Here is a 16541-nt window from a genome sequence, read left to right as displayed (position 1 = left end):
TCACCATTAAGTGTCAGTTTTATTCTTTAAATATGTCTTCCATTCCTGCGAGTTTTGACAAATCCAGATCTCCTTTTTCGATTACGTTTGAAAGTTTAATAAGTTCTGAAGGATTCATTTCATCTCCCAATAATCTAAATACTACTAGTCCTTTATCGTCATCTCTTCCGTAGACGATAACCTCATCAATCGCGTTTTCGTCTCCTAAATACATAAGTGATACATTTTGACCATTTACATTGAAAGAACCCAACTGCTTGTATTGTTCTTGATCGAAAATCACAGACAATCTATCTTTTTCCGTATTGTATTCTGCATCGGTTCCTTCTTTTTTAGGATAGGCAACCACATTCATTTTCTTAACCGTTTTTAAAATCATTTTTTGATCCTCTGGAAGAGATTCCATTTCGGTTAGCAAACTTGTAGCAAGATCAATTTTCATAAAACGATCGTCTTCTTGTTTATCTACGATGTACGATTGTAACGATTTACTGGTGTCGCAACTCATTAATGTTAAAGATGCGAGCGTGAAGGCTAAGATATATTTGATAATGGTTACCATGATTTTTATATTTTGGGATTGGTTTTTACTAATTAAACTAAATTGTAAACGAAAAATTTTCAGTAATTAGAAAACTTCTAGTGGAGTTAAAGGTTAAACGCTTATGAACTTTTAACTTGTAACATTAATTATTGCTTTTTATATTCTTTAACTCATTACTTCCTGGTATGTTGAGGTCTTCGGTTAATTTGCCTATTTGTTTAAGATCAATATTTCCAGTAATACTCATCACTACGGTCATTGGTTTTCCGTCTTTCACACCATCCATGTGCATCAATAACTCGCTCACAAAATTTTCATTCTTTCCTTCTTTAGAGTAAAACCTAATATTGTTACCTTCGTCTTTAACGCGCATTAATTCGCTTAACGTAGATGAGTTTTTGATGTATCCATTAACCGTGGCGCTCATTCTTTTGGCAACTTCTGGATTATCTGTTGTAAAAATCTTAATATCATTAAGGTTGTCTACCATATCTAAATATTCCTTTGCTTCAGGGTCTGTAGAATCCAGATCCATCTTGCTTAAAAGTTTAAACATATTCTTTGTTACCACAACGCTGGTAACGTCTTTTTCATTCTCGAAAGAATCAAATGCTCCTTGTGCACTTGCAATTAATGGACTTACTAATAGGATTAAAAGCATCGTTATATTTTTCATTTTATTTAGTTTTAGGGTTTGTATTATTTATTAAAAATTTTGTTTTTATGTAATTCAAATTGATTGGTAAACAACAATGTTTTAGTGCCTTTATTTAAATTTTGAGACAGTAATTGCATTGCTTCTTGGCTTTGTTTTAGCGCGGTTAGTGCTTGGTGTTGTTCTGCAGAAAGTAAGTTATTACTGTTGTATACAAAACCAGTAACTCCTAAAATCATTACAATTGCCGCGGCAATTGTAAGCCACCAACGGTTGTCAACATTCTCTTTAGGAATTTCAAAAGTACTTTCAGAAACCTCTGCTCTTGATGCTTTAAAACTTTTAAACAAGGGTGCATACGATTGTAGTGATGCCTCTATTTGAGTACCATTAAAATAATCCAGCAACTCTTGTTCTTGGGCTATTGTTGTGTTTCCTTCAAAATAAGCATCTAATAATGCCTTAACGCTATTGAATTCCATAATTGTGTTGTTTTATGAGTTGATCTCTCACTTTTTTTCTTGCCCTTGACAATGCTACGCGCACTGCTGTGGGATTGCTATCTATCATTTTTGCAATTTCATCAAATTCTAATTGTTCGACATCTCTAAGATGAAGTACCATTTTCTCTTGATTTGGAAGCGTATCCATAATTTTAAAAACCAGCGCTACGCCATCATTTGCTTCTATCTGATTTTCAAGATTTTGATGGTTTTCGTAATTATTATGAACAATCTTCAAATTTGAAGCTTGTTTGGATTTTAATCTGTCGAGACAATAATTTTTAGTCATTGTAATGGCAAATGCTTCGGGACTTTTATAATTTTTCAATTTTTCTTTCCCCCTCCATAATTTCAAATAAATCTCTTGAACTGCATCTTCAGCTTCATCGCTAGAAACTAGAAATCGTTTTGCGATTCTATACAGCCTATCTTTAAAAGGCATCGTAGTTTGTAAAAACTCTTTCTGTTTCATTTGTTTTGACTTGGTTAGTGTCAGTTTCGAAAACCTTTTTAAAGCGTTCTATATTGTTGACGAGTTAGTTTTAGATTTGTAACATCTCATCGCAAATTATTTTATGAAATTAATGAAAAAGTTGACCAACTAGATTTCATCCTTCTAAACCTCCCCTTAAGGAGAGACTTTTTCAAATAAAGTAAACAGCTGTTAGCCCCTCACCTTAAGGGAAGCTATTTGGGGTATTATCCTCATTGCTATAAAGTTTCAAAATATTTCTTCCTAAAACCACCAAATTTACCAATCAATTTTCCCATTGTTTTATCATTTACAATATTGTCCCTATTTTAGTAGTTTAAACAGTACCCATTGTATATTGCAACAAATTATTGCTTCATCATGAAAAAATTATACTACCTACTTTTGCTGTCTGTTTTCTTTACTACTATTTCTTGTTTTGAAGATTTAGATGATAATATCAAGCCTAATTCTGCATCCAACGCAACCATCCAAGATTTTATATATCGTGGACTCAACTATTTTTATTTGTATAAAGCAGATACTCCAGAGCTTGCTAACGACGCCTTTGCTTCTGAGGAGACAAAAAGCGCCTTCATTAATAGTTATGGTTCCCCCGAAGCATTTTTTGACTATTTAAAGTCTGACCAAGATCGCTTCAGTATTTTAGTAGCTGATTATATCGAATTAGAAAATGCATTGGGCGGTGTTACCCTAAACAACGGAATGGAATACGGTCTAGTGCTATACCCTGACGGAAGTGGAAATGTTTTTGGCTATGTGCGTTACATTCTCCCTAATACAGATGCTGCTGCGGTAGCTTTACAAAGAGGCGATATTTTCAACACCATTAATGGAGAACAACTTACCGAAACAAACTTCAGAAGTCTTTTATCACCAGACACCTATACTATTGGTCTTGCTACCTATGATGGTACTTCAGTAACTCCAACAAATGTAACTATCGAACTAACAAAAACAGCATACACTGAAAACCCAGTGTACCTTCAAAGAACGATAGTCGTAAATGGTGAACGTATTGGTTATTTAATGTACAATGCCTTTACACGAGATTTTGACCCACAATTAAACGCAGCATTTGCTCAATTTCAAAGTGAAGGAATTCAGCATCTAGTTTTAGACCTTCGTTATAATGGAGGTGGCTCTGTTGAAACAGCAGTAGATTTATCTGCAATGATCACAGGACAGTTTAACAATCAAACATTTTATACTGAAGAATGGAACGCAGACCGTCAGGAAGAATTTTCTGCACCAGGACTCTTTAATACTGAAATTAGCAACGGCGATGCCATCAACAGTTTAAATCTAAGCCAAGTGTATATTCTTACCACTAATAGGACTGCCTCTGCAAGCGAATTAGTAATTAACGGTCTTACTCCTTATATTGATGTTAAACAAGTGGGAGACGATACAACAGGGAAATTTCAAGCTTCCTTTTTACTATACGATGCTCCGGCGCCTATCTTTAGTAGATCGCAAGCCAACCTAACGCATACCTATGCCATGCTACCTTTGGTTTTTAAAACGCTAAATGCCACTGGAAACACTGATTTTATTGATGGATTAGTCCCTGATATTTCATTGCGAGAAGACTTCGCTAACTTGGGTATTTTAGGAGCCGAAAATGAACCACTCCTAGCAGCGGCAATCGCAGAAATTGCAACTACCCGAAGCCCAAACTATAATTTCAGCGTATTGAAGGAGGTTGGAGATAGTAATATGGGTAATTTATTGGAGGGTGTTATGGTTGTTGACTAACAAATAACTCATATAAAAAAATCCAATCGTAAAAATGATTGGATTTTTTCAGTTCTAAAAAGAAAGTAATTTAACTCTCAATATGAGAAATCAAATCCTCATAGGTATAATACTCTTTATTGTTTTCTTTTCCCCTGGTATACAGTATGGGAACTCTAATGGCTTTTAAACCTGTTACTCCTTGTAAATCTTCTAGGTCAAGAATTTCGATCTCTTCGTCCAAGTGCTTTTTGGTTTGTAAAAACTTGATATACTTGAGGTATTCTTTTTCGTCTTCCTTTTGAGAATAGATGATTGCAATTTTACCTGCCTGTGTAATGCGCTCTGTGGTACCTTTTATATTCGCTTTATCCACACGTTTCTTAATAACCTCGTAACGTGCATTGTAGGTGCCATCTACATCAAATCGTTTTTCATCCATTCTAAATCGCAACGATAATGGCGTATTAAAAACAAGAACCATAGAAGCTACATCTAAGGGCATTTGTAATGTTTCTTTCAATTTATAATAACTGTTTTCCATTTCGCACATTACTTGCAACTGCCAGAGGCGTAAATTATACAAGTACACTTTATTAAAACTATTATTCTTAGTAATGGATTCCCCTATGTACATATTATGCTCTACACCATCTGTTTTAAAACGCTCAAAATAATGAGGGTACATTTGCTGGGCTTCCTTTTGTTTCTTATCTAAGACAGAAGCCATACGTTTGTTAATGCTCATGACAGATTCATCATAGTCTTTGCGATGTTTATAGACAAAACCAGTACCACTATCTACAAGGGTTCGGTATTCTTTAACTAAGGCTTTTAATGATTCTTTTTTACCAGATAAATGTTTAAACAAGGGAATGATCTCGCTCTTCAAAAACTTAAGTATGGTACGTTCACTATCGACTTGAAAATTTGAATTTACATCCTCTAGAAATTCAGTTATTCTAAAACCTAATTGTTCGTAAATTGGCAACTTTTCAAGAAGGTATATTTTCTCTATTATTTTTTGAACGTGCGTTAATTGTAAGTCAAGGTCTGCTTTAACGGCAAGGTTGCGTGCCTCGCTAGATCCTTTTATATCTATTTGCCCAAAAAGTGGATACACATTTTCAAAAACAGCTTCATTAAAAAAAGCTTGGTTTCCACTAGCAATAGTCTGTACATATCGTTTTGCCTCTTGCTTAAATCGCCAATGAACACTAGCATGTATAGAAGTACATTCTTCTTGGATTATTAATTCCAATTCGCTATTTACGCGGTCTTTAGATTGTATTACATGAGATTCTAAATAGGACATTATATCCTTTAACTTATTCGCATTTATAGAATTTAATTTATTTTTTGTGGGTGAGGCTAACTCTAAAATACCTAATAATTTTCCATCATCAACAATAGGTGCTAAAATCGCACTATCCATCCCTTGATTTACTAATTTTTTGTATAACACATTTTCTGGATATAACTTATGGTATCTAGAGGCACTTGAAATCGTATAAAACTCATTTTTCTTAAAGAGCTTAAAATAGGATGTTTGGCACAAGGCTACATTACTTAATAACGATTGTTCACCATCGAGTACAAAACTAGTAATGTTATTATAGAGCCCTTGTTCTAATAGGTTTTCTTCTTCATTAAATTCTGAAAATCCTAATTCCAAATCTGTACAATTAAATAAAGATCTAAAAATATTTTTAAAATTTTCACTCAATAAGGTTTTACTGGCATTATGATCTAGCAAGTTTGCTTTGAACTCAGATATATTTACATCTGCCGTAACATCAAACATGTTAGCCAAAATAAATCCTCTAAAAATATAACTTTGCGGAGGAAACTTCTCTTTCCATAAAGGAAGATTGTCAAAATTATCTAGTAATTCTTCAAAATCATCTTTGGTAAAATCTGGTGCATTTTTAGTTTTAATAATATCTACAAAATCTGCATTATAAATAAGACGATACATTCTATCTATTCCCTGTTCATCTGGAATTTTATAATAAAGTGGTCTTTTAAAATCTGTATTAAACCCATAACAAAAATTCATGATAATTACACATCCAAGAATGTAATACTCATCATCACTTAGACTATTAAGCTTTGGCTCAAAATTATCACCAGCAGTTTTTACAATTTTTTTATAACGCTCAGAAGATTTAAAAATGGTATCGCTATAGGGTGCACTCGCAACCTTGATCTCATTGTTTTCTAAAATTGTAGAAAATATATCTTCAAGGATCAAATCCAATTGTGGCAGGTATTTGTTCAATGATTCTTTCTCTGAAATACCATCGGAAAGTTCTGGATATTTTTCAGCAATATCAAGAATTACTTCTGCGCGTTGTTTAACAAGTTTATTATTACTAGACAACCGCTCTCTATATTGGTCAAAAACTTTTTTAAAACCAATTTCAACTTTTAATGGGAAACTTTCTTTCGATGAATTCATTATCAATACGTTAGACTAAATAAATATATGCAAAAATAGCTAAGTAAACGTTACCAATGGCCAATTAACAAATAATTAATGACACATTTCATTTTAAAAAATAACACTATTTTTGTAAGCTATAATAAATTGTAGGACGTACGCATACAGAAAGCGTTACATCGTCACAAATATTTTCTTATAACAAACAAGTATTACAAAAATAATTAGCGCATTTACCTATGAAAAATCTTATTTTACTTTTAGTCGTAACGGTACTATTTTCTTGCTCCAAGGACAGTACAAAATATACCCTATCCGGTACCGCTCGAGGTGTTGATGACGGCACCAAGGTAATGGTTTACGCAATAAGCGATAACCAAACCAAGGTTTTAGACACACTTACAATTTCCAATGAGAAATTTTCTGGAACTTTTGATATTATTGAAGAAGCATCCATTAACTATTTAGTAGTAAACAACAGCAGTATTTTGTTTTTTCCAGAAAATGATGACCTTACTGCTACGATTTATAAAGACAGTATCCAAAGCTCTTTTATTACTGGAAACCAACAAAACGATAACTACCGAAGTTTCAATCAAAAACTAAAATACTTCATAAATAAGAAAACGGAAAATAGCCAAGCCTATCAAAAAGCCGCTAAAAATCAAGATTCTGAAACTGCGAGAAAAATACAACAAGACAATGTTTTGTTAACTCAAAAAGAATCGATTTACAAGAATAAATTTATCAAGGAAAATCCAAACTCATTATTCGCTTTGATGTTGGTTTCTGAAATGCTAAACTCAAAGCAAATTAACGCTGTTGAAGCTGGGAAATTAGTTGAAGGATTTAATCCTAAGATTGCTGAAAATTCTATTGCGAAAGAAATAAAGGAAATAGCCAAGAATATAAAAAACTCTGATGTTGGCGGCAAAGCACCAGCGTTTTCAGCTAAAACCCCTGAAGGAAAAGATCTTGCATTAGCAGATATAATGGGAAAATACACAATAATAGACTTCTGGGCATCTTGGTGTAGACCGTGCCGTGCAGAAAACCCAAATGTTGTAAGAGTATATGAAGAATTTCATGACAAAGGGTTAAATATTATTAGTGTTTCATTGGACAAAGCTGGACAAGAAAGCCGATGGAAACAGGCCATTGAACAGGACAAGATGGACTGGCATCATGTATCAAACTTAAAAGGCTGGAAAGAACCAATAGCAAAACAATACAGTGTTCGCTCTATCCCAGCAACCTTCTTAATTGATGAAAACGGAATCATTGTAGCTAAAAATTTACGTGGTCCTGCATTAGGTAAAAAGATTGGTGAATTGTTGAATCAGTAATAAAAAAGCAGGTCTAAACTAAGTTTAGACCTGCTTTTTTATTTGGGTTAATCTTAATACATCGCTATTACCTTACAAATTTATTGGAATTTTAGATAAAACTACGTTTAAGATAACGTTGAAAAAATCGATTTATAGGCCTCATAATACCTCCTTGCCTCCAAAACTAAAAACTCACAACTAAAACAACTCAAAACTAATGTTTACACGCACTTTAATTTCCATTTCTCCCGGTGCGATGGTTTGTTGTCCTCCAGCCATTTCACTATCCATTGACATGGCACGATACATCGGCTGTGGTGAGGATGATTGCTGAAACTCGCTTATATGAATTGCTTTTCCTACTTCTTGAGACAAAACACCAGCATAATCTTGTGCTTTCATTTTAGCATTTGCGACCGCTTTTTTTCGTGCTTCCTGTTCTAATTGCGCTTGGTCTGAAGATGTAAAAGAAACGCCGTCAACTCTATTAATGCCGCTTTCTAACAAACTATTCATTACCGTTTCATATTTACCTAAATCTTTCAGCCTTATAGATATTGCTTGATTTGCAGCATAATTATACGTTTTTGTGTTGTATTCATAGTTTTTATTGAGCCTCACATAGTCCGTCTGAATATCCTTTGCATCAATATTATTTTTCTTGAGTGACTGAAAAACTTGATCTACAATGCGATCATTTTCTATTTTCACACTTTGAGCATCACGCCCCGTATTCTCCGCGCGAACCATAATGGTTACTTGATCTGGAATTATGTTCACGATACCTTCTCCTGAAACATCAATAGCAGGTTTTTTGTCTGATTGAGCCAAAGTTAGTGTGCTGATTAATACCAGTACCAATAGATAGATTTTCTTCATTATTAAATATTTAAATTTTTCCAATTTTATGCATAATAAACAACAATACAATAGGCGCTGCCATCAGTAAAACCACCCATAAACTAGTTCCTAAAAGGGAGGGAGCAAAGGCAATCGTTAAACCTAATCCACCAATAGCACCTCCAATGTGAGCATCGTGACCAATGTTGTCTGCATTTTTTTTCATTGCCCATACGGAATACAACAAATATGCCAGCCCAAATAACCAAGCAGGTATAATAAAATTAATAACCATGGTAGGTTTAAATAGAATAGCCGAATACAAGACTCCCATTACTGCGCCGCTTGCCCCAATGGCACTGTAATGATTTTCATCCTTATGAAGATAATAAGATAATAAACTACCAACAATAAGGGATGCGAAATAGATTAGTACAAATTTTACGGTACCCAAATAAACAACTACAATAGGACCAAAAAAGAACAAGGTTAGCATATTAAACAACAAGTGGTTGTTATTGGCATGCAAGAATGCAGAAGTTAACATACGCAACTGCTCTCCTCTTTTTATACCTGCGATATTAAATTTATATTTTTCAAAGAATTCAAAATCTTTAAAACCGCGTATAGACACGATTACATTTGCTGCGATAATTATAATTACTGCTGGATCTAGGTTTAGCATAAAAGGGAATTATATGATAGTGTGTTTGTAAATTAAAATAATTGTAAAATACGATTACAAATTTAAAGATAATTCAAAAAATGCGTACGTTTGAATCATAAAAAATAAGCAATGGAAAGTATTAGTGTTTTTGATATGCTCAGTATAGGTGTTGGCCCTTCCAGTTCTCACACATTAGGCCCTTGGAGAGCGGCAAAAATGTGGATAGACAAACTACAACAACGAGAGCTATTTACAGGTATTGCTAGCGTACAGGTAAACTTATACGGTTCCTTGTCACTAACAGGCAAGGGCCACGCAACAGATATCGCAATAGCAATGGGATTAATGGGCACAAATCCCGTAACCATTTCCATTGATAGTATTGAGCCAGAAATTGCCTTACTTAAACAGAGCAATATCTTAAAACTGAATAACGAAAAAAATATCGCTTTCAATTTAGCCGAAAATATAACGTTCAATCGAAAATTTTTAGAATTTCACCCTAACGGAATCACCTTTGAAGCGACACTTCGCAATGGAAAAAAAAGCAGAGACACCTACTATTCTATAGGAGGCGGCTTTGTGGTGCAAAAAAAACGAGCTCGCAAAAAAAGACAGCTAGAAAAATTTAACAACTTCCCTTATCCAATAGAAAAAGCAACCGAATTACTAGCATACTGTACCGAACAAAATTTAGACATTAGTCAGATTGTATTAAAAAACGAACTTTCCCTTCGCGATCCAGAAAGAATAGACGCAAAACTGAAAGCAATTTGGGATGTTATGCTCGATAGTATGTTTGTGGGCTGCCATACGCAAGGAATTCTGCCAGGAGGGTTAAACGTAACCCGAAGAGCCTTTGACAAACACGAACAATTAAAAGGAGTAAAACCGTATAAGGACAAATACGAATGGATTAAAGCAATACGCAATACTGAAGTAAAGTTTAGACAAATTCTAAAATGGGTTACCTGTTTTGCATTAGCGGTAAATGAAGTAAATGCATCTCTAGGACGTGTTGTTACAGCTCCTACTAATGGAAGTGCTGGAGTAATTCCATCTGTTTTGATGTACTATATTGTTATTGAAAATCACGATGCAAATTTTGAAGATATCAAAAGGTTTTTATTGGTATCTGGCGAAATTGGAAGCCTTTTTAAAAAAAACGCAACCATTAGCGCTGCTATGGGGGGCTGTCAAGCCGAAATAGGAGTATCGTCTGCTATGGCCGCAGCAGCATTAACTGAATTGATGGGAGGCACGCCAGCACAAGTTCTCATTGCTGCTGAAATTGCCATGGAACATCATTTAGGATTAACCTGCGATCCTATTGCAGGACTTGTACAAATTCCTTGTATAGAACGCAACGCTATGGGAGCCATCAAAGCAATTAACGCTTGCGAAATGGCATTGGACAGAGACCCAAAAGACGTGAAAATCCCATTAGACAAGGTAATCGCTACGATGTGGGAAACTGCAAAAGATATGACAAGTAAGTACAAAGAAACTAGCGAAGGTGGCCTTGCAGTGCAGGTTAATATGAGTGATTGCTAAAATAATAGTTCGCCGAAAACACAATATTTAGTCAATTTTTATTGTTATCCTACTAGGGTTGGTTTTTTTCGATTATCACGTTTAAATGTAAAACACAGAGCAATAACTTTTTACTCTCAGTATTAAAATGAAGCACATTGTTCATAATTACTGCTATTTATAAAAAATATATGCCTCTTATTGCTATTTACAATTATCACTCAAACCACATTATGTCAAGAGGTTTCTATAGAGGGCAGACTAAAACCTATTCTTGATATTTATTTTGAAGCAGGCGAAAAATACGGAATAGACTTTCAAGAAAAATCATTTAAGTTAGAACAGATTTCGATTGTTGACGACCTTCCTGCTTCAGAACATTCAGCTATTCTAGAGAAACTAAGACGAAATGATACTAGCGAAGCAACCAGTATAGCGATACACTGGACGGCAATGCTAGATTCTTAAAATTGTAGCTTATCACGAATTCAGTCATTACTTTTTAGAATGCGAAACACACCTTTTCGGCGACTGCGGAATTATAATGGCCCACGTTAATTTTAGCTATTTTGATATTGCTAATGATTGGGAAGGTCAAGTAAAAAAACTATTTATTGAATTTCCCTCATTTAAAAATAAGAGCTCCGCTTCTGCCGCCACTTCTTTCTAAAGGGATTACAACTTTCACTTCGGTATGAACCGACAATATGAATAATTTTCCATCCGTTAGTCATTTTTGCGATCTTAAAAGAATTAGCCCCACAACAACTAAACATTCAGTTGAAATAAAACTCGTACAGCGTCCAATCGTATGCCAAATTTCCGTCTGCTTAAATATTATAGTCTAATAAAACAGCTTCCCATAATTGGTCTGCAAGTAGCGCTGACATTGCCTTCATCGAATCTTTTAAACCATTATAATCAACTCAATTTTCACCGTTTCTCGTTGCAGCCGTAGTATGCAAAACTACTTTAGGAGCAGCTACAGATGGAATTGGCACCATATTTCCTTCTATGAGAACCTTTAAAAAAAGTATCCATAATTTTTTTCGCACCTTTATCAACGAAAGTTTTTTGAGAATAAACAAAGATGGTGCAAAAAATAAAAGCACATCGAATATAAAGTTCGTAGCTGGATGCTATTAGTTAGCAACCAAATTTAGTAAATTTACAACTCAAAAATCTAAAAATGTCAGTAGCAAAAAAAGAGTATAAGCGTATTACCACAAAAACCTTGGTCGATATGAAAAAACGCGGTGAAAAAATTTCTATGCTTACCGCTTATGATTATACAATGGCAAAAATTGTGGATAGTGCTGGTATAGACGTTATTCTCGTTGGAGACTCTGCCTCGAATGTAATGGCTGGTCATGAAACAACATTACCCATTACTTTAGATCAAATGATATACCATGCAGCTTCTGTAGTGAGAGCTATCGAAAGAAGCTTGGTGGTGGTAGATATTCCTTTTGGAAGCTACCAAAGTGACCCTAAAGAAGCTTTGCGTTCTGCTATTAGAATTATGAAAGAAAGTGGCGGACACGCAGTAAAAGTTGAAGGCGGAAGAGAAATAAAAGAATCAATAAAACGTATTTTAAATGCAGGGATTCCAGTTATGGGTCATTTAGGGTTAACGCCCCAATCTATTTACAAATTTGGAACCTATACCGTTCGAGCTAAAGAAGAAGAAGAAGCCGAAATATTAAAAGCAGATGCACTTTTGTTAGAAAAAGCAGGGTGTTTTGGAATCGTTTTAGAAAAAGTTCCAGCAAAACTAGCTGCCGAAGTTGCTGCAAGTGTAACCATTCCTATTATTGGTATTGGCGCAGGTAATGGAGTGGACGGACAAGTACTGGTAACTCACGATATGCTTGGGATGACACACGAATTTAACCCTAGGTTTTTAAGACGCTATCTCGATATGTTTGAAGATATGACAGGCGCCTTTAAATCCTATATTACCGATGTAAAAAGCGGCGATTTCCCTAATGAGGAAGAACAGTATTAGCCATCTACTGAAATTAGTAAGCAGCATTAGTATTAGGTGCAGAGTTATATTATATATGAACGCTACACTGTTTTTAACTTTGCTTTTGCAAATTTATGAGCGGCACTATGCGGAAGGAACCCTGCAAACAGTCCAAATCTGATATCAAATTCCAAATTAAACCATCAAACACGCAAAAAAACTCTGAAATCCTAACTCATAACTCTTAACTATTTATGCACAGCACTAAGGAGAACCTCCAAGTATTATTTGAGGACAATCATCTTTTGATTGTCAATAAAAGACCAGGAGACCTTGTTCAGGGTGATAAAACAGGTGACAAACCACTTTCTGAGATCGCTAAAGAATATATTGCAGAAAAATACAACAAACCTGGTGCTGTATTTTTAGGTGTAGTACATAGATTGGATAGACCAACGAGTGGTATCTTAATTTTTGCGCGTACTTCTAAAGCACTTGCAAGACTTAATGCTTCTTTTGCTGAAAGAGAAACTAAAAAAACCTATTGGGCGATTGTAAAAAATCAACCTCCCAAAACCGAAGACACCCTTATTCACTTTTTAAAACGGAATCCAAAACAAAACAAAAGCTACGCAAATAGCAAAGAAGTTTCAGACAGTAAAAAAGCAATTTTACACTACCGAGTTTTCAAAAAACTACAACGTTATTTTGCCTTAGAAATTGACCTTGAAACTGGAAGACACCATCAAATTAGATCACAACTTTCTGCCATAAATTGCCCTATAAAAGGAGACTTAAAATATGGCTTTGACCGGAGTAACCCGGATGGAAGCATCCATCTTCACGCAAGAAAAATTTCATTTACACATCCTGTAAAAAAAGAAGAAATAGCGCTGTTTGCACCTCCACCAGACGATATATTATGGAAAAATTGTCTTTGATAAAAAATGTAAACCAACACTTTATACAGGTATATTCAATCAATTGATAACTAATTATTTAATATTTTTTTTTAGATTAGACTAAATATTTTAATAACATATGTTATCTTAAAAATTAGTTCTGAAATAGGTTTGTTTTTTGAAAAGTTAAAATTGAAAAATATAGCAAAATAAATTAGCTTCTTCCTTTAAAAAATTGCCAATATTCAATAAGACAAATCAGTAATTTTCGGCTTTGTTGAGGAGACCCTGCCTCCTATTTAGTATAGGTTTATATTGGTATAAATGAAAATGAAAAATGAACCTAAATATAATCAAACGAATCACACTAACTATTTAGCCTTTTAAGGGAGGAAGATACGCTATAATTTTAGCAGTCAGAATTTTGTTATAAAAGAAAATAAAGCTCAGAATAAAACACCAAAATTATAATTAAACAAGTCAAATAAGCCCCTTCCCTTTTTTTATGAGAAGAGCCTGCCCAGCATTTATTGCTGGGCGGATTTTGGACAACCATTGTTAAATCAAAACGTATTTTATTTTCACCTAAAGCTCGGAAGGCGTCCTTTTGCATTTCCTAAAAAAATCAATAAAGCTGAAAAAAGACTTTCTCTCCAGGTCTTTTTTGAGCTAAAATATTAATAGATTCCCTCGAGAGTTGTAAAATTCTAGCATAACCTCCTGTGGTTTGTGCATCTCTCATTAATACCGCACAAGAACCTGAAGGCGTCAATTGAACAGTTCCCGGTTGTACAGGCGAAGTAATAATTTCTGGTACTTGAAATGTATTATCAAATCCTGAAAGCAAATAAGCCATTCGGTTACTTTGTGGCAGGATCGTTAGCTGTACGTTTTCTATTGAACTTTGGATTGCGTCTGGTAATTGCCCAAATTCAGGTCCTTTGAACACTTGTAATGTATCATTATCATATTCTAACAGATTGAAGCCAGTAGCATAATTGGCTTCAGAAATAAAAGTTTCGTTTCCTGCATCTAGTGTATCCCCTTTGACAATGGTACGTTTTTGAGTTATTTGCGCATATTGACTATAACTCCCTAAAACCTTTTCAGCCTTAAAACCTCCTTTAATTGAAAGATAAGCGCGCATTCCAGATGCCAATCTTCCAAATTTTAATGTGCTTCCCCTTTTTACAAATTGCAAAGAATTTGAAGGGATATTGACACCATTAATCGTTGGAGAAAAGGCAGCTCCAGTTATAGCAATGCTAACATCCATTTCAATAAATAGAACTGGTCCGGACGCGGTTATTTCTAGTACCGTAGCATTTTCTAGATTTCCAACAAGTTTATTTGCTAGCTCAAAACTTTGCAAATCCATCGCGCCACTTAAAGGAATTCCGACCGCCCGATGCCTAAATCTGCCACCGTCTTGCAGTGTGGAATAAAATCCACTGGAGATAACCTTAATCATCTGAGAGTGTTTTTCCGAGTTTGTAGTTACCTGATTTTATTTTTTCTGTAATCGCATCAAACTCAGTTTTTGTTATTCCATAAAACTGAATCCTGTCGCCTGCTTTAAACAAAGACGGTTTTGCCAAACTTACATCAAAAATATTTATGGGTGTTTTACCAATTATATTCCAACCTCCAGGAGAGTCCATTGGATATATACCAGTTTGTGCGCCACCAATTGCAACCGCTCCAGCATCAATGAGTTCTCTTGGCATCATTTTTCTTGGTGCAGACAATTCTTCGGAAAGTCCAGATAAGTAAGGAAAACCTGGTAAAAACCCTAGAAAACAAACCGTATAAACTGGCTTCGTGTGTTTTTTAATTATTTCAGAAATAGGCCTGTTTTTTGATTTTGACAGTTTAGAAAGATCTAAACCGAAACAAAGGTCATAGCATACAGGTATTTTATACAAATAACTAGCTTGTGGAAAACTAGCATTTGGAAATGAATGTGATTTTAAACGCTCTAAAAAATCAGCTACTGCTACCTTTTTTTTAAAATATACTGCTAATGAATGATAGGTAGGCACAATTTCGATTAGCTCCCCAATATATTTTCCATAAAGCCACTTTGACCACTGTACTACTGTATTGTTAATATCAATATCAATCTTTTTTGACTCCCAAGAAATCAAAATCGCAGCTTCACCAAATTGCTCTATTTTAGGACGCTGACTCACCCTACTTCAATTGAATATTGAACTAATTCTTTTCTAATAAAACGAAGAATTGACGCAGTATTTTTGGTGTCGCCATGGATACAAAATGTTTTCGCTTCTATAGTTTTGGAAGTACCTGAAACTGTTTTCACTGTCTTTTCAAGAACCATGTTTACCAATTGACGAAACGCTTGTAACTCCTCTTTTATCATTGCATTCTCTGAACTACGAGAAACCAGCGAAAGATCATCATTATATTTTCGGTCTATAAATGCCTCCCGTTTTATGGGCAGTAAGTTTTTTGCTTTTTCTTCAAGAACACTCCCTGGAGGCACATAGAGTATGGGTCGTTTTCTAGTTTTCAAAATAGCTTCTATCACCGCGTCTGAAGTAGCCGCATCTTTTGCTGCATAATTATACAAAGCCCCGTGTAACTTGACGTGAGAAAGTGTTGCGTTTTCTAATTCGCAATATTTCAAAAAGGTTGTAAGTTGTTTAAAAACTGTTTCGGTAAGCACTGTTTTTGTTAAGGTTACTATCTTTCGTCCAAAATTATCTATATCTGGAAACGAAGGATGTGCTCCTATTTTCACCTTGTGTTTTAATGCTAATTTAATAGTATTCCGCATCGTTTCTTCAGTACCAAAATGACCACCACAGGCAATATTACAAGAAGAAATAAGGGACATTATTTGAGCATCATTGCCCGCTCCCTCTCCTAAGTCTGCATTGATGTCTATTTGTATTTTTTTCATA

General features: G+C 34.6%; 16 protein-coding genes. 6 read left to right on the top strand and 10 right to left on the bottom strand.

Annotation, left to right across the window (positions count from 1 at the left end; genetic code table 11):
• Positions 1–19 precede the first annotated feature (19 nt).
• The 4 genes from ABXT67_RS12130 to ABXT67_RS12115 all read right to left on the bottom strand — a co-directional run bounded on the left by ABXT67_RS12130 (position 20) and on the right by ABXT67_RS12115 (position 2174).
• Positions 20–562: a DUF4252 domain-containing protein gene (locus ABXT67_RS12130; protein WP_415374310.1), complete on the bottom strand. Its 543-nt coding sequence runs from the start codon at positions 560–562 to the stop codon at positions 20–22.
• 124 nt (positions 563–686) lie between these two features.
• Positions 687–1220: a DUF4252 domain-containing protein gene (locus ABXT67_RS12125; protein WP_415374309.1), complete on the bottom strand. Its 534-nt coding sequence runs from the start codon at positions 1218–1220 to the stop codon at positions 687–689.
• 23 nt (positions 1221–1243) lie between these two features.
• Positions 1244–1681 carry a hypothetical protein gene (locus ABXT67_RS12120; RefSeq protein WP_415374308.1) on the bottom strand — a complete coding sequence of 146 codons (438 nt, stop codon included), beginning with the start codon at positions 1679–1681 and terminating at the stop codon, positions 1244–1246.
• Positions 1668–2174: an RNA polymerase sigma factor gene (locus ABXT67_RS12115; RefSeq protein ID WP_415374307.1), complete on the bottom strand. Its 507-nt coding sequence runs from the start codon at positions 2172–2174 to the stop codon at positions 1668–1670. The genes ABXT67_RS12120 and ABXT67_RS12115 overlap by 14 nt, the downstream gene beginning before the upstream one ends.
• Before the next feature lie 381 nt (positions 2175–2555).
• On the opposite strand from ABXT67_RS12115, the gene ABXT67_RS12110 reads away from it, so the two are divergent.
• Complete coding sequence (locus tag ABXT67_RS12110; RefSeq protein ID WP_415374306.1) at positions 2556–3953, top strand: S41 family peptidase; 1398 nt, start codon at positions 2556–2558, stop codon at positions 3951–3953.
• 70 nt (positions 3954–4023) lie between these two features.
• Here the strand turns inward: ABXT67_RS12110 and ABXT67_RS12105 are convergent, their stop codons facing one another.
• Positions 4024–6393 carry a GAF domain-containing protein gene (locus ABXT67_RS12105; protein WP_415374305.1) on the bottom strand — a complete coding sequence of 790 codons (2370 nt, stop codon included), beginning with the start codon at positions 6391–6393 and terminating at the stop codon, positions 4024–4026.
• A gap of 221 nt (positions 6394–6614) precedes the next feature.
• Here ABXT67_RS12105 and ABXT67_RS12100 point away from each other — a divergent pair, with 221 nt between their 5' ends.
• Entirely contained in the window at positions 6615–7721 is a 1107-nt protein-coding gene (locus tag ABXT67_RS12100; protein ID WP_415374304.1) for a redoxin domain-containing protein, read from the top strand.
• A 180-nt stretch (positions 7722–7901) separates the two neighbouring features.
• Here ABXT67_RS12100 and ABXT67_RS12095 read toward each other — a convergent pair whose 3' ends face one another.
• Both ABXT67_RS12095 and ABXT67_RS12090 read right to left on the bottom strand, forming a co-directional pair.
• On the bottom strand, positions 7902–8582 hold the full coding sequence (locus ABXT67_RS12095) for an SIMPL domain-containing protein (RefSeq protein ID WP_415374303.1): 681 nt from the start codon (positions 8580–8582) through the stop codon (positions 7902–7904).
• Positions 8583–8592: 10 nt separating this feature from the next.
• The gene (locus tag ABXT67_RS12090; RefSeq protein ID WP_415374302.1) at positions 8593–9228 is read right to left on the bottom strand and encodes a rhomboid family intramembrane serine protease; all 636 of its coding nucleotides are present in this window, start codon (positions 9226–9228) and stop codon (positions 8593–8595) included.
• Between the two features lie 111 nt (positions 9229–9339).
• Between ABXT67_RS12090 and ABXT67_RS12085 the strand changes: the two genes are divergently transcribed.
• The 4 genes from ABXT67_RS12085 to ABXT67_RS12070 all read left to right on the top strand — a co-directional run bounded on the left by ABXT67_RS12085 (position 9340) and on the right by ABXT67_RS12070 (position 13653).
• Positions 9340–10764 carry an L-serine ammonia-lyase gene (locus tag ABXT67_RS12085; protein WP_415374301.1) on the top strand — a complete coding sequence of 475 codons (1425 nt, stop codon included), beginning with the start codon at positions 9340–9342 and terminating at the stop codon, positions 10762–10764.
• Positions 10765–10944: 180 nt separating this feature from the next.
• Positions 10945–11211: a hypothetical protein gene (locus tag ABXT67_RS12080; protein WP_415374300.1), complete on the top strand. Its 267-nt coding sequence runs from the start codon at positions 10945–10947 to the stop codon at positions 11209–11211.
• A gap of 721 nt (positions 11212–11932) precedes the next feature.
• Positions 11933–12751 (top strand): 3-methyl-2-oxobutanoate hydroxymethyltransferase, encoded by an 819-nt coding sequence (gene panB / locus ABXT67_RS12075; protein ID WP_415374299.1) that lies wholly within the window; start codon positions 11933–11935, stop codon positions 12749–12751.
• 215 nt (positions 12752–12966) lie between these two features.
• Entirely contained in the window at positions 12967–13653 is a 687-nt protein-coding gene (locus ABXT67_RS12070) for an RluA family pseudouridine synthase (protein WP_415374298.1), read from the top strand.
• Between the two features lie 586 nt (positions 13654–14239).
• Here ABXT67_RS12070 and ABXT67_RS12065 read toward each other — a convergent pair.
• From ABXT67_RS12065 to pxpA, 3 genes are read right to left on the bottom strand one after another with little or no spacing between them, the layout of a single operon-like run.
• Positions 14240–15085: a biotin-dependent carboxyltransferase family protein gene (locus tag ABXT67_RS12065; RefSeq protein WP_415374297.1), complete on the bottom strand. Its 846-nt coding sequence runs from the start codon at positions 15083–15085 to the stop codon at positions 14240–14242.
• Positions 15078–15806 (bottom strand): 5-oxoprolinase subunit PxpB, encoded by a 729-nt coding sequence (gene pxpB, locus ABXT67_RS12060; protein ID WP_415374296.1) that lies wholly within the window; start codon positions 15804–15806, stop codon positions 15078–15080. The genes ABXT67_RS12065 and pxpB overlap by 8 nt, the downstream gene beginning before the upstream one ends.
• A complete protein-coding gene (pxpA, locus tag ABXT67_RS12055) occupies positions 15803–16540 on the bottom strand; it encodes a 5-oxoprolinase subunit PxpA (protein WP_415374295.1) in 738 nt (245 codons plus the stop codon). Before pxpA ends, pxpB begins: the two co-directional genes overlap by 4 nt.
• Position 16541 lies beyond the last annotated feature (1 nt).

This window comes from Patiriisocius sp. Uisw_017, from assembly GCF_047731265.1.
Classification (GTDB): Bacteria; Bacteroidota; Bacteroidia; order Flavobacteriales; family Flavobacteriaceae; genus Patiriisocius.
The sequence above is the reverse complement of the archived record's forward strand: the minus strand, read 5'-3'. Positions and strand labels throughout refer to the sequence as shown.

Bases quoted from the DNA above. Each gene is read 5' to 3' on its own strand.
- ABXT67_RS12130 (WP_415374310.1), bottom strand. From the start codon at position 562: ATGGTAACCATTATCAAATATATCTTAGCCTTCACGCTCGCATCTTTA.
- ABXT67_RS12125 (WP_415374309.1), bottom strand. From the start codon at position 1,220: ATGAAAAATATAACGATGCTTTTAATCCTATTAGTAAGTCCATTAATT.
- ABXT67_RS12120 (WP_415374308.1), bottom strand. From the start codon at position 1,681: ATGGAATTCAATAGCGTTAAGGCATTATTAGATGCTTATTTTGAAGGA.
- ABXT67_RS12115 (WP_415374307.1), bottom strand. From the start codon at position 2,174: ATGAAACAGAAAGAGTTTTTACAAACTACGATGCCTTTTAAAGATAGG.
- ABXT67_RS12110 (WP_415374306.1), top strand. From the start codon at position 2,556: ATGAAAAAATTATACTACCTACTTTTGCTGTCTGTTTTCTTTACTACT.
- ABXT67_RS12105 (WP_415374305.1), bottom strand. From the start codon at position 6,393: ATGAATTCATCGAAAGAAAGTTTCCCATTAAAAGTTGAAATTGGTTTT.
- ABXT67_RS12100 (WP_415374304.1), top strand. From the start codon at position 6,615: ATGAAAAATCTTATTTTACTTTTAGTCGTAACGGTACTATTTTCTTGC.
- ABXT67_RS12095 (WP_415374303.1), bottom strand. From the start codon at position 8,582: ATGAAGAAAATCTATCTATTGGTACTGGTATTAATCAGCACACTAACT.
- ABXT67_RS12090 (WP_415374302.1), bottom strand. From the start codon at position 9,228: ATGCTAAACCTAGATCCAGCAGTAATTATAATTATCGCAGCAAATGTA.
- ABXT67_RS12085 (WP_415374301.1), top strand. From the start codon at position 9,340: ATGGAAAGTATTAGTGTTTTTGATATGCTCAGTATAGGTGTTGGCCCT.
- panB (WP_415374299.1), top strand. From the start codon at position 11,933: ATGTCAGTAGCAAAAAAAGAGTATAAGCGTATTACCACAAAAACCTTG.
- ABXT67_RS12070 (WP_415374298.1), top strand. From the start codon at position 12,967: ATGCACAGCACTAAGGAGAACCTCCAAGTATTATTTGAGGACAATCAT.
- ABXT67_RS12065 (WP_415374297.1), bottom strand. From the start codon at position 15,085: ATGATTAAGGTTATCTCCAGTGGATTTTATTCCACACTGCAAGACGGT.
- pxpA (WP_415374295.1), bottom strand. From the start codon at position 16,540: ATGAAAAAAATACAAATAGACATCAATGCAGACTTAGGAGAGGGAGCG.